The 13268-nt window shown below is 39.0% G+C and carries 10 protein-coding genes and 1 pseudogene; 1 reads left to right on the top strand and 10 read right to left on the bottom strand.

Going from position 1 to position 13268, the window contains the following annotated elements:
• Positions 1–82: 82 nt before the first annotated feature.
• From K358_RS0104130 to K358_RS0104165, 8 genes are all read right to left on the bottom strand, one after another.
• Positions 83–1090: an ABC transporter permease gene (locus tag K358_RS0104130; protein WP_027695629.1), complete on the bottom strand. Its 1008-nt coding sequence runs from the start codon at positions 1088–1090 to the stop codon at positions 83–85.
• A complete protein-coding gene (locus K358_RS0104135; protein WP_156888681.1) occupies positions 1071–2072 on the bottom strand; it encodes an ABC transporter permease in 1002 nt (333 codons plus the stop codon). The genes K358_RS0104130 and K358_RS0104135 overlap by 20 nt, the downstream gene beginning before the upstream one ends.
• Positions 2065–3543 (bottom strand): sugar ABC transporter ATP-binding protein, encoded by a 1479-nt coding sequence (locus tag K358_RS0104140; protein ID WP_027695631.1) that lies wholly within the window; start codon positions 3541–3543, stop codon positions 2065–2067. Before K358_RS0104140 ends, K358_RS0104135 begins: the two co-directional genes overlap by 8 nt.
• A 66-nt stretch (positions 3544–3609) precedes the next feature.
• The gene (locus K358_RS0104145; protein WP_027695632.1) at positions 3610–4587 is read right to left on the bottom strand and encodes a substrate-binding domain-containing protein; all 978 of its coding nucleotides are present in this window, start codon (positions 4585–4587) and stop codon (positions 3610–3612) included.
• Positions 4588–4924: 337 nt separating this feature from the next.
• Entirely contained in the window at positions 4925–5479 is a 555-nt protein-coding gene (locus tag K358_RS0104150; RefSeq protein WP_211232230.1) for a sugar O-acetyltransferase, read from the bottom strand.
• Positions 5479–6576 carry a galactose-1-epimerase gene (galM, locus tag K358_RS0104155; RefSeq protein ID WP_038149665.1) on the bottom strand — a complete coding sequence of 366 codons (1098 nt, stop codon included), beginning with the start codon at positions 6574–6576 and terminating at the stop codon, positions 5479–5481. The genes K358_RS0104150 and galM overlap by 1 nt, the downstream gene beginning before the upstream one ends.
• Before the next feature lie 64 nt (positions 6577–6640).
• Positions 6641–7579 (bottom strand): glycoside hydrolase family 43 protein, encoded by a 939-nt coding sequence (locus K358_RS0104160; RefSeq protein ID WP_027695635.1) that lies wholly within the window; start codon positions 7577–7579, stop codon positions 6641–6643.
• Positions 7580–7588: 9 nt separating this feature from the next.
• Entirely contained in the window at positions 7589–8986 is a 1398-nt protein-coding gene (locus tag K358_RS0104165) for an MFS transporter (protein ID WP_027695636.1), read from the bottom strand.
• Positions 8987–9124: 138 nt separating this feature from the next.
• On the opposite strand from K358_RS0104165, the pseudogene K358_RS19335 reads away from it, so the two are divergent.
• Positions 9125–9256 (top strand): annotated as a pseudogene (locus K358_RS19335) (IS1595 family transposase); the annotation flags it as partial.
• A 39-nt stretch (positions 9257–9295) separates the two neighbouring features.
• Here the strand turns inward: K358_RS19335 and K358_RS0104170 are convergent.
• Together K358_RS0104170 and yicI are read right to left on the bottom strand one after the other, a co-directional pair.
• Entirely contained in the window at positions 9296–10741 is a 1446-nt protein-coding gene (locus tag K358_RS0104170; protein ID WP_038149666.1) for a glycoside-pentoside-hexuronide (GPH):cation symporter, read from the bottom strand.
• 12 nt (positions 10742–10753) lie between these two features.
• Positions 10754–13081, bottom strand: a complete 2328-nt coding sequence (yicI, locus tag K358_RS18040) for an alpha-xylosidase (protein ID WP_051241170.1) — start codon at positions 13079–13081, stop codon at positions 10754–10756.
• Positions 13082–13268 lie beyond the last annotated feature (187 nt).

The following is a 13268-nucleotide window of genomic DNA, read 5'->3' on the forward strand; positions in this document are numbered from 1 at the left end:
AGAATAGGGGGGTGCAAGGCAGCAATATACCTGAAAGCTGATAAAGCCACCAAACATTTGGGGTTGATGGCTAATTTTTTAGTTATTTATGAAGCTGCTTATTTTGAGGTTTTTCAGGAATTAACTTTTTTAAATATCGTGATATCTTTTCATCCTGGTTTCTTAGATAAATAAAAGTAATAAGTGTACCTCCCCAAAAGGCCATAGTTAAAAAGCTATTTATGCCAATCATATTGAAACCACTTTCCATAGCTTGAAGTAGCAGTAAAGCTATGACTACTCCAATTATTTTTCCAAATCCACCATCAGGATTTAAGCCTCCTAATACAGAAGCTAGGATAGTAACAAGTAAAAATGATTCACCATATGAGGATTTTGCAGAATTGAACTTTGACATCATAATCAATGCGGCTAATACACATAAAAATGAAGATAAAATATAAGTTAAAATGAGGATTCTATTCGTATTAATACCTGAATAATAAGCTGCTTTCTCATTGGAACCAACCATATATATAGATTTTCCAAAAGATGTTTTTTCTAGAATAAGCCCTAAAAAGATAGCAACGATTAAAAATAGAACCATTGGAAATGGTATGCCTAATATACTAATTTTTTCAATGTTGAGGATATAATCTGGAAAGTTAGAAACAGCCTTTCCACCAGATATTAGTACATTAAGCCCATTAATAAATGTCATAGTCCCTAGTGTTGCAAGAATAGGAGATACTCTTACCTTAGCAATTAAGGAACCATTTAAAGCCCCTGTGAGTAAACCGACAGATAAACCGCCTAGCAATACGATTGGTAAATATATAATAGAATCAGGAAGATTTACTGCGATGAGGCCCATAACTAAAGCTGAAGCATTAGTTATGGGTATTATAGAAAGGTTTATGCCACCAGTTAGCATTGTTATAGCCATCGCGAAAGTTAGAAAGCCCAGTAAAGGTATTTGGGAAGATATAGATAAAAAATTATTCAATGACCAAAAAAGGTTTGGGATGGATAGTGTAAAAAATATACACATAGGCACTAAGAGTACGAATAAGTATTTTTCTAAATTTGTTTTAGACTGTTGTGAAGCCATGGGTGTCTCCTGTCTTTTTCTGTCTCCAAGCGGTCATACTGATACTCACTAAAATAACACTACCTGTAATTAGGGTGTGCCAGTAAGAAGATACACCGAGTAAATTTAAACCATTTTGAATGAGAGCTATAAGCACGACGCCAAGAATGGTTCCGAGCAAGGTCCCTTTTCCTCCAATGATACTTGTACCACCTAATACAACTGCAGCGAGAACGGTTAGCTCATATCCAAGTAAGGAGTCAGGCGCAACAGTCAAAATGGTATAAGACTGAACTACTCCAGCTAATCCAGCTAATAGTCCTAGGTAACCATAAGCAAAAATCTGCACTTTTAAGATACTGAAACCAACTCTAGATGCCGCTTCAGAGTTTCCACCTACGGCAAATGTTTGTCGACCAATACTGGTTTTGTTCATTATGAATGAAGTTAGAGATACAACTAAAATCATTATTATCATTGGTAGAGTTAAGCCATAATCATAGTCATCAGCCGCGGTAAAGGAGAATAAGGTTACTCCTTCTTCAAACCACATCGGATATTTATATAACCATTCACCTTTGGATAAAAAAAGTAATAACCCATAGAAAACATTAAGAGTTGAAATTGTAATAATTATAGATGGAACTTTTAATCGATTAACTAATAGAGCATTAATTACACCTAAGCATAGTCCGATTGAACCTGAGATAAAAAATGCAATAAAGAAATTACTTGTTATTTCATTAATTGCCAGTACCATGATGTATTGGCTGATTATGGTTGTCGCGGGAAAAGAAATATCAATGCCCCCCGAGATTAAAACAATAAACAAACCGCAAGCTAAAATAGTTAACATTGAGTAATTATTTAACAAATCATAAATATTGCCAATAGTAAGGAACTCTTGAGTCATTGATGAAATTAAAATGCAAATAATAATAATAGTTGAAAATAAAATGAACTCATTCTTTTTTATTAACTTTTGTATCCGAATGTTAGGCATTAACCACCTCCGATAAGTACTCTGGTGATGTATCTTTAGTCTGAATTTTTTGTTTAATCTTTCCATTGGATATTACGGTAATGGAGTGGCTATTATTATAAGCTTCTTCTATTTCGTCTGTAACAACTATTAGAGATACCCCCATGGATGATAACTCTTTAATAACATTATAAATTCCTGATTTATTAGCTATGTCAACGCCTACAGTTGGAGAATCAAGAATAAGAACTTTTGGTTTGATAGCTAACCACTTTGCAATGGATACACGTTGAGCATTTCCTCCTGATAAGGTACTTACCGCATGGTATGGACTACCTACTTTGATTTTTAATTGCTTTATTAGTTGATCAACTAATTTTAAAGCTTTTGATTGTTGGAACAAACCTAGTGCAGGTTGGAACTTCTTAAATTGACTGCTAAGTATATTGTCAGAAATAGGTTGTTCCATTACTAAACCTGTCCCCATTCTATCTTCTGATACATAGCCGATACCTGCTTCAATTGCATCTCTATTACTTTTAAATTTGACTTGTTTTCCTTCAAGATAAATATCCCCTGAATCAGCAGGATTTAAGCCAAAAATAGATAGGCATAGTTCGGTTCGACCTGAACCTAATAATCCTGTAACAGCTAAAACTTCTCCTCGATGTAGAGTCAGGTTTATATTTTCAAATTGATTCAACTTAGAAAGGTTTTTACATTCTAAAACAATCTCATCAGTAAAAGGAGTCGCAATGGGTGTAAATGAAATGTTTTGCCCTGTCATTAATTCGCCTAAGCGCTGTGTTGTCATATCTTCTGAATTATATGTTCCTATATATTCACCATCCTTTAGGATCGTAAATCGATCTGATATTTCCATTACTTCATCGAGTTTATGGCTGACAAAAATTATAGCTATTCCTTTTTGTTTTAACTTTTTCACATTAGATAAAAGGTGCTTAACTTCATTGTGAGTTAAGGATGCGGTTGGTTCATCCATAATTATTAGCTTGGCATTTTCTGCAATAGCACGAGCGATCGCTATTAGTTGACATTTAGAGACGGTTAACTCGCTGACTAATGTATTGACTGAGATTTCTGAATCCATACTATCAAGAACTTTTTTTGCTCGTATCTCCATATCTTTTGAATTACGTAGCTTAGTATTGTGATAGATATTAATCATGATATTTTCTGCAACGGTTAGGTTGGGAAATAGAGAAAGATCTTGATAAATAACTTGAATACCTTTTTGAACAGACTTTATCGGAGTAAGTGAGCTGAATTTAGTATTTTCAATTTCAATCACGCCTCCAGAGTCAGGCTGATGTACCCCTGATATTATTTTTATTAGAGTTGACTTCCCACAACCATTTTGTCCAGCAATACAATGAACTTCTCCAGGTTTTATGTCGAAGTTAATATCCTTTAGGGCGTAAAACCCATTAAAGTTTTTATTTATACTTGTAAGTGTCAAGTAAGGTTCCATATTACGTCCTTTATTATTTTAAACTTAGCCTCGAGAGCCTCCCGAGGCTATTTTTATGTAGTACTTTTAATAAAGTTGGTCAATATTGTCTTTGGTGACAAATAATACTTTATGGAATTTAATTAACTTTTCTTCTTTTTTTACTTCAGCTTCCCCGAAACCTTTAAGAGTGTATCCTTGTTCTATATCGACACCATTAATGACATCGGCTGCTACTTTAGTCGTTGCATATCCTCCAGATGCAGGATCATAGGTAATACCCATGGTGATGTTTCCATTACGAATAAGTGATGCTGCTTGTGAAGGAATCATCATTCCAAATACCCCTACACTTTTTTTAGCTCGGCGATCTTGAACTGCTCGCCCAGCACCAATAGGACCTTGTGAGCCAAATGAGATCACAGCTTTAAGATCTTTATTAGCACGCATTAGATCTAGAGTTGTGCGTCGAGAATCATCAATGTTCTCCGCTACAGGCATACGAGTCGTGACTTCATACATATCGGGATATTGTTCTTTTTGGTATTGAACAAAGTAATCAGCCCATAGATTATGTTGAGGGACAGTTAAACTTCCAACATAGATGACATAACCGCCTTTACCATCCATAAACTCCGCGACTTTATCTAAATAATCTTGTGCAAACTGCTTGTCATCGATAATCGATACTTCCCAATTCGCACTTGGTTGACCAGGAGATTCATTGGTCACAATTGCAATGCCGGCCTTACGAGCTTTCTGGAATACAGGCTCAAGTACTTCAGCATCATTTGGCACGATAGTGATTGCATCTACTTTTTTTGCAATTAAGTCTTCGATAATTTTTACTTGCGCAGTAGCATCAGTGCTAGAAGGGCCGACTTGATATGCATTTAAGTTATATTCTTTTCCTGCTTCTTTTACTCCATCTCCCATCCTGTTAAACCAAGGCATCCCCCCAATTTTAGGGATATTTACAATATCTAACTCTTGTGCCATAACCGAGGTGCCAAGGAGTGGAATACAAGTTAGTGTCGCTAGTATGATCTTTTTTGTATTATTCATAACTCAAGTCCTTTAATTATTAATATTCCGAATGAATCTTCAGTGTATGTGCTATGAAATTTATGGTTTTATATATTGTACACAAAGTTATCTTTATAGCGGTTTTGTCCATATAAATAATGAATACTTCCATGGGCAGGTTTATTTATGTTGAAATTTTTTATTTACTAGAAAATTGTGAGCGAGAACTCTCTACTTGTTGATCAGACTACTATCGAGTAATAGTAATAGTGATAGATAAGCAAGTTGTGCTTAGAGTCAAAAGCGTTTGATTTTGTGAAGGAAGCAAAGGCTGAACGACAATATCATTCAACCTTTGGTTTTTAGGGGGATATAACTAAGCTTTTTTATGTGGTTTGCAAGGATTACCAAAGGCTACTGAATTGGCAGGAATATCTTTGGTCACTACACTGCCTGCGCCAATCACTGCGCCATCGCCGATGGTTACACCGGGCATCACGATACAGCCGCCACCAATCCACACGTCATTGCCGATGGTTATTGGCTCTGCAAAACCAATGTGCTGATTACGCGCTTCAATTTCAAGCGGGTGATGAGCGGTATACAGCTGCACATTTGGCCCGATAAACACATTGCTTCCAATGGTGAGCGGAGCGCAATCGAGAATCGTGAAGTTAAAGTTGATAAAGACATTGCTACCCATATAAGTATTGATGCCGTAATCAATGTTCATCGCTTTTTCAATGTGTACATTGTCGCCGACTTTAGCAAAAATCTTCTCAATTAATTCACGTTGCTTACCCCGTTCACGGCGAGGCGTTTGATTGTAGATTGCAGTCAAATCGCGGGTGGTATCGCGTATTTCAATTAAATCAGCGTCATTAATATCATAGCGCTCGCCGGCCCGCATTTTCTCTAAGGCTGTTGTCATTATTGCGCCTCAAATTGGTAGCTGGTTTGGTATTGGTAGAAGGTTTTTTTCGCAATAAACCTTTTGTTTTCTTCCGGCCATTCTGGGTGGTTTGGGCAATCGGGTAAGAACTGAGTTTCAAGTGCGATGCCTTGGTAGTCGTTATACTCACCTTGACGAGAGGGGGTGCCACCTAAGAAGTTACCACTATAGAATTGGATCGCAGGCTTATCGGTAAATACTGACATAGTAACCAACTTATCTGAACTCGTCAGTTGCGCGATGGGGCTGATGCCATCGGTCAGTTCACTCGGTAAAGTTAAAGCGTGATCATAACCTTTAGCGAGTTTTTGGTCGTCATCTTCTAGTAGGCGATCGCGAATTGGTCGAGCGGTTTTAAAGTCAAAGCTGGTACCATCAACTGGGCGCAGTTCGCCGGTTGGAATAAGCTGCTCATCAGTAGGTAGATACTCGTTAGTCAATAGCATGAGTTCATGGTCAAGAATGGTTTTACCTGATTCTGCACCGTCTAAATTAAAGTAAGCATGATTGGTCAAGTTGATAGGGCAATCTTGATCGCACAATGCTGAATATTCAATGCAGAGCTGATTATTTTCAGTTAGTGTGTAGGCCACTTCAACGGTTAGACTACCTGGAAAACCTTGGTCGCCATCAGGTGAAGTCAGGTTGTAGGTAATGTGGGATTCACTGTGTTCTTTAACTGACCAACGTCGTTTATCAAAGCCATCGATACCACCGTGTAGGCTGTTGTCGTTGTTATTGATTGTGATGTGGTAATCTTGCCCGTTAAGGCTGAATTTCCCTTTCGCGATACGGTTAGCAAAACGGCCAATCGTCGCGCCTAAGAAAGCAGAATGAGACTGGTAGTCTTCGAGCTTTTTCATACCGAGCAGTACTTCACGTTTGCCTTCTGATGTTGGCACTTGGCAACTTACCCAAGTGGCACCAATATCCATAAAGCTAACCGTCATGCCTTGTTTGTTTTTTAAGGTGTGAACGCGAGCGGGTTGACCATCGGAAAAGAGACCCGCTTCTAGTGACTCTTGTAATGCGTCTGGAGAGAACAATGTTTCTGGAGAAGAAAGGGTTGCGAGCATAACGGCTCCTTTTTAAATGAGAAAAGGTACTTGAGTGTGTGATCGCTCAAGTACCTTATGAAAGTTAAATAGCATCACCAAAGATAGGGAAGCCATTATCCCACTCTAGGCGTTTAATCCGAGTATGACGGTTTGGATCCCATAATGGGTCACCTTCAATCTCGGTATAATCACGCGCGTGATACACCAATAAATCGTGGCCTTCTTCATCAACGGTAAAGCTGTTATGTCCGGGGCCGTAGATTTTCTTATCCCAGTTGGTTCTAAATACTGGCTGCTCAGTTTTATGCCAGCTTGCAGGGTCGAGTAGGTTGCTATCTTCATCTGCGTAGAGCAGACCCATGCAGTAGTTTTCATCGGTTGCACTGGCGGAATAAGTCATCCAGAACTTGCCATGACGGTGAATGACCGATGGTCCTTCGTTGACCCAAAAACCAATTTGTTCCCACTCAAACTCAGGGATGGTGAGTAATTGTGGTGGCGTTTTTAGCGTTGTTGGCGTTTCAAGTTCTGCAATGTACAGGTTTGAGTTACCTTGAATATCATTTTGCTTTTGTGCCCACACATAGTAATTCACGCCTTTGTGGCTAAATGAGGTGGCATCTAAGCAGAACGTATCCATTCCGGTTTCAACTTGTCCTTCAAACACCCATTCATCGGTGATTGGGTTAGCGTTACGGTTTGAAATTGCATACATACGGTGCTGGAACAAACCATCCACGATGTCACGTGAAGGAGCGGCAGCAAAATACACATACCAAGCGTTATCAATAAAGTGCAGCTCTGGTGCCCAAATTAAATCGCTGTATGGGCCAACATCCGGTTTATACCAAGCGTTAATTAACTCGCTGGTGGTGTTCAATTCTTTAATCGTTTTAGCACGGCGGATCTCAATGCGATCATATTCTGGTACCGATGCGGTGAAGTAATAATAGCCATCGGTGTGCTTATAAATATGTGGATCCGCGCGTTGTTCGATAATTGGGTTTACGAAATCAGTCATACTGCTACCTTAGTTCGCGAAATTAGTTACTGGTTTTTTGTCTGGTTTAACGGTGCTTAGGTTTTCTTCTACTTCAAGAATGTTGGTTGCAGTGATCTTGTTGTAGAACTTGTCTGTTACTTTGTATTTGAACATCAAGGCACCCATTAGGAAGTGGAAGAAGCCAGGAATGATAGTCAGCATCAAGGCAATTCCTGTTAAAGTAAAGTCTGATTGAGCTTCATTTGGTACGTAGTTGAAGAAAGTTAATAACGAACCAACAATTGCACCCGCAATACCCATACCTAGTTTTTGGCTAAATGATATACCACCAAATGCTAGACCTGAAACTCGTTTACCGGTTTTGTATGCGCCGTAGTCAACCGCTTCAGCAATCGCCGACCAGAAGACTGGAGCATGTAAATCAACCACAAAGGATACTAAGAAATACAAAATGAAAGCGAGAGCAAAGTCACCTTGTCCAACGAATAAGTACAACATTGCGCTTAATGCGAATACGGCTACTTGGCTGTAACGGAATAGTTTGATTTTACAGTACTTCTTAGTGATCCAAGTTGATGCCACCATTGCAAGAATCGCCGCAGTTACGCCAGTTGCCAAGAAAGCAGAAATGGTCGTTGCATCACCACCTAGGTAGTATTTTGCGTAGTAAGCCGCTACTGAACCACGGATAACATAACCAATGGTGCCGGTGACACAGACTGCACATAAAATCAGCCATTGGTCATTCTTCATTAAGATTTTCACTTGTTCTTTGAATGACTTTTTATCTACTACGTGTTCAATACGCTCTTTGGTTGTTGCAAAACAGAATAGGAATAACAGCGTACCCATTAAGCCCATTAGACCCATTGAATATTGGTAACCGAGTTGTAGGTTATCTTGACCCCAAGCGGTAGAAAGTTGCGGTACGATAATCGTCACTAAAAACGCTGCAATTTTGGCGAAGAATAAACGGTAACCGTTAGCCGACAAACGTTCTTTCGGGTCATCCGTTAATACACTGATAAGTGAAATATAAGGGATGGTCACCGCGGTAAACATCACTGTCACAAAAATATAGGTTGCATAAGCGTAAACCAGTTTGGTGTTGTAATCGCCATCTGGTGTGCTGAATGCTAAGTAAACTGAAATGCCAAATGGAATGGCTAAAAACAGCATGTATTGACGGTATCGACCCCAGCGAGAGGTAAATTTATCGGTGATCATACCCATTAATGGATCAGTCACAGCGTCAATTAATCGCACTACGATAAACAGCATGGCTAAATCTGAAGGCTTGATACCAAAGATGTCGGTGTAGAAAAAGGTGATGATCAGCATCATAGAGGAAATAACCACATTCACGGCCATGTCCCCGGCACCGAAGCCAACTTTCTCTAACACTGGTAATTTATATTTATACATAGTTTTCTCATCCAGTTATTTTTCAATTGTCAGCAATACTACTGATGAGAAGGACCGAGTGATGTTAGAGCTCTCATGGAAATTAAGAGTTAGCTATTTTGTACATGCCTTTAGCAAATATGTTTATACCCGTGTTCATTGAAGATGTTTGATAGCGTTCCAAAAGAGCATTTTTATCTGTATTTAAAAGAATGTGAAGGGCGATTTAACAACAGTAACCCATTGAGTCAATTAAATAAATTAACTCAATGGGTTAAGTTGGATGTCTAGGGTTGGCCCTAGGTTTGTTTGTAATCTTAAATTTGATTACTATTTCAATGCTACCTCGGGATCAATCTTTAAGGGTTGAGGGTTCATAGAATCACTTGAAAAGCGTCCATGCTCAAGGTCATGAATAATACTCTTAACTTTCCCATCAGTAAGATCGTAATGTTTTATCTTTAGATACAAACCAGTAATACAGTACAAAATCGCAGGTAGTACTGTAAATATAATCAATATACCATCAAGCGTTTCTTGAGTTTGCTGTACTGGCTGGCCATCGACAGTGCTTTGGAAGCCAAATAAAGCAAGCCCCCAGCCGATTAATGCCCCACCAACGGCAACGCCTAACTTGATCGTAAATATGTTAGCAGCAACGTTCATTCCCGTTATTCTGCGACCGGTTTTCCATTCGCCGTAGTTGTTAGCATCGGTGATCATCGACCATTGTAATGGACCATTTGCACCTTGTAGCATTTGTAAAAATAGGTATAAAACCAGAGCTACAATCCAGTAATCTCCAGGGATAATAAAGAACAGTAGCCCAGACAAACCTAGTAAGACATTATTCCATATGGATAACTGTATTTTACAAAACCTGTCGGTGAATGGTTTTGCAATTAAGCTACCTAACATGGAGAAGATTGTTGTTCCTAATAAAAAGTAAGAAGCGGTATCTGCCCCTTTATTTAAGATATAAGTAACGTAATACAAGATCATACCTGCACGAACAACAAGCGATACGAGCATAGTAAAGTTGTAGACGGCTAAGATTCTCCATTGGTCATTTTTGACTAATATTTTCAAATCGCGAAGGATGTCAATATTTTCTTCTTTTAATGGTTGAACCCGTTCTTTTGTGAATAAAAAGCAAAATAAGAACATTAAGCATCCAATCGCACCAAATATAGTCATCGCAAGTTGAATACCCGCAGCCCGGTCTCCGGGTGATAAAAAGTCTGCTAAAGGTAAAATAGCCGCAGTACCTAGAGCGCCACCAATCGGTGCAATAGCAAAGCGGTACGATTGCAATGACATGTTTTCTTTTGGATCGGCCGTAATCGCGGCACCTAATGAGCAATATGGAATATTTATCGCGGTATACATTAAAGTCATGAAAATGTAGGTAGCGACAGCAAAAATAATTTTACCAGTATCACCATAATCAGGAACGGTATAGACAAGTATGGTACTAACCGCAAATGGAATACTGATTATTAATAGGTAAGGGCGGAAGCGCCCCCACTTAGTGATAGTATTATCGGCAATAGCTCCCATAATTGGATCGGTGAATGCATCCAATAAACGAACTGCTAAGAACATCGTCCCCATTACAGCTGGCGATAGGCCATAAATATCCGTATAGAAATAGGCTAAGATTGCAACACATGAATCAAATACGATATGGCTAGCGGCATCACCCATACCGTAGCCTATCTTCTCTGCTGGACGTATTTTTTCCGTAATCTGCTTATGTGAGGTTACTGTAGTCATCGTATTATCTCCTTATACGTCGACTTGGATCAGGAAGCGATGAGTATCGGCCCCAGAGAGTGATGATATTCTTACGGTGTCATCAAAAATTTCATGTGTAACACTGGCAGAAAATGGCTTCAGGCCATGTAAATGCAAAGTTAACTCTGATAATTCCCCATCAACAGTAATATCAAGTTCCATATCTCTACGCGTAATAGTCACTGTTATTTCTGTATGATTATCAGGGTTAATGACTCGAGCTTGAGTAGTCGTTTCATTAGATAACTGATATAAGTGAAATTCAGATGATTCGATGTAGTCATAATCAACATCAGTTTGGTCGACACTGCGTGCCAATAATGAATTTGGGCGAACTAACAGAGGCAAACTCATAAAGTCATGTTTTTCATGTAGCCACTGGCCACCTTCAATCACATCACCGGTTAATAAGTGTGTCCATTTACCTTTAGGCACATAAAAACTAACATCACCTTGCTCACTGAAAACTGGAGCGACAAGTAAGCTATCACCAAGCATATATTGAAGGTCTAAGGTGTGAGTCGTTAAGTCATTTTCAAACTCTAACCACATTGCACGCATCATTGGCGTACCTGTTTCTTGGGCTTCATACGCCATTGAATATAAATAAGGCATTAAGTTTGCTTTTAACTTTGTAAAACTTCTTACTACATCACACGACTCATCATCATAAGCCCATGGCACACGGTAGGATTTACTACCATGTAACCGGCTATGACTTGAAAGTAATCCAAATGCACACCAACGCTTGTATAGGTGGGATGGAGCCGTGTTTTCAAAACCACCGATATCATGGCTCCAGAAACCAAAACCGGATAAACCAAGAGAAAGGCCACCACGCAAACTCTCAGCCATAGATTCATAAGTCGCGTAACAGTCGCCACCCCAATGAACAGGGAATTGCTGTCCTCCAACCGTTGCAGAGCGAGCAAATAAAGCGGCTTGCTTTTTACCTAATTTACGCTCTAACACCCGATAAACCAGTTCGTTATACAAAAATGTATAGTAGTTATGCATTTTTTGAGGGCATGCACCATTGAACCATTTTACGTCTGTAGGAATTCGCTCACCAAAGTCAGTCTTAAAGCTATCAACACCCATATCAATCAGGCGTTCAAGGTGCGATTCATACCATTTGCATGCTTCAGGGTTTGTAAAGTCAACAATGCCCATGCCCGCTTGCCAGTGATCCCATTGCCAGACATTACCTTCTAAGTTTTTAAGTAAGTAGCCTTTATTTGCAGCTTCGGTAAAGAGTGGCGATTTTTGGCCTAGATAAGAATTAATCCAAACGCAGATTTTTAAGCCTTTCGCTTTTAATCGAGAAAGCATACCTTCTGGATCTGGAAATGTTTTATCATCCCATTCAAAATCACACCATTGATAAGGTTTCATCCAAAAACAATCAAAATGAAACACGTGAAGAGGTAGGTCTCTTTCAGTCATACCGTCAATAAACGAATTGACAGTTTCCTCATCATAATTGGTGGTAAATGACGTTGTAAGCCATAAACCAAAGGTCCAAGCTGGAGGGAGGCCTGGGCGGCCAGTGAGCTTAGTGTAATTGTTGAGGACGTCTTTACCTGTTGGACCATCAATCACGTAGTAACTAAGGTACTCCCCCTCAACACTGAATTGCACTTTGGAGACTTTTTCAGATGCGACTTCAAAAGACACATTTTCAGGATGGTCGACAAAAACGCCATATCCTTTATTTGTCATGTAAAAAGGAATGCTTTTATAGGCTTGTTCAGTACTAGTCCCGCCATCTTTATTCCATGTTTCAACTTGTTGGCCATTTTTAACAAGTGCAGTAAACCGTTCGCCTAGGCCATATACAAGTTCGCCAACACCAAGATCTAGACGCTCAAAAAAGTAATTTTTATTTGCTTGTTTATCAGTCGCATAACCTGATGATTTTGTGGTCGATTTAGTTATTTCTATCCCATTTCGGTAAAAGCTGATCCCCCAAAAATCTTTCTTAATTCGAATTTCTAAGTTGCCATTTTTAGCAATAAACTCTTCTTCTGTATCAGTTATATTAAAGCGGGTATGAGTATTGGTAAGTGCAAAGCGAGGATACTTGTCCACTCTACCTCTGAAATGCTCATAGCGGACACCGATAACATTTTCGATAGGAGCACTGATGGTTATTGTAAATAGCGGAGAACCTATTTGGTTTTCTCTTACCTTGCCATCAATAGGAGAAACATAAACAACAATCTCATCATCTTGGGTTTGTTGGTATTCAAAGGTGCAAACTGGAGAAATAATATTTAAGTTTTCTTGGATTAACCAGTTGCCGTCACTAATTTTCATACGTAGTCCTTATTTCAAAAAAATCAAATATTCTTATGCTATTACACTGAGTTATATTGGTTTGAAAGGTTCATATTCCTTCGACAATCTTCACTGCTTAAAGGCTTACGTTCTAGCTTATAATTCTGCATTTTGAGGTGGCTTGGGTATATTAAACATACACTTAACAATTAGAGCTGCAGATTGA

The organism is Vibrio litoralis DSM 17657 (assembly GCF_000426765.1).
GTDB classification, from domain to species: Bacteria; Pseudomonadota; Gammaproteobacteria; order Enterobacterales; family Vibrionaceae; genus Vibrio; species Vibrio litoralis.

Coding starts and splice junctions, on each gene's coding strand:
- K358_RS0104160 (WP_027695635.1), bottom strand. CDS start 7,579: ATGACTGATTTCGTAAACCCAATTATCGAACAACGCGCGGATCCACAT.
- K358_RS0104165 (WP_027695636.1), bottom strand. CDS start 8,986: ATGTATAAATATAAATTACCAGTGTTAGAGAAAGTTGGCTTCGGTGCC.
- K358_RS0104170 (WP_038149666.1), bottom strand. CDS start 10,741: ATGACTACAGTAACCTCACATAAGCAGATTACGGAAAAAATACGTCCA.
- galM (WP_038149665.1), bottom strand. CDS start 6,576: ATGCTCGCAACCCTTTCTTCTCCAGAAACATTGTTCTCTCCAGACGCA.
- yicI (WP_051241170.1), bottom strand. CDS start 13,081: ATGAAAATTAGTGACGGCAACTGGTTAATCCAAGAAAACTTAAATATT.
- K358_RS0104150 (WP_211232230.1), bottom strand. CDS start 5,479: ATGACAACAGCCTTAGAGAAAATGCGGGCCGGCGAGCGCTATGATATT.
- K358_RS0104135 (WP_156888681.1), bottom strand. CDS start 2,072: ATGCCTAACATTCGGATACAAAAGTTAATAAAAAAGAATGAGTTCATT.
- K358_RS0104145 (WP_027695632.1), bottom strand. CDS start 4,587: ATGAATAATACAAAAAAGATCATACTAGCGACACTAACTTGTATTCCA.
- K358_RS0104130 (WP_027695629.1), bottom strand. CDS start 1,090: ATGGCTTCACAACAGTCTAAAACAAATTTAGAAAAATACTTATTCGTA.
- K358_RS0104140 (WP_027695631.1), bottom strand. CDS start 3,543: ATGGAACCTTACTTGACACTTACAAGTATAAATAAAAACTTTAATGGG.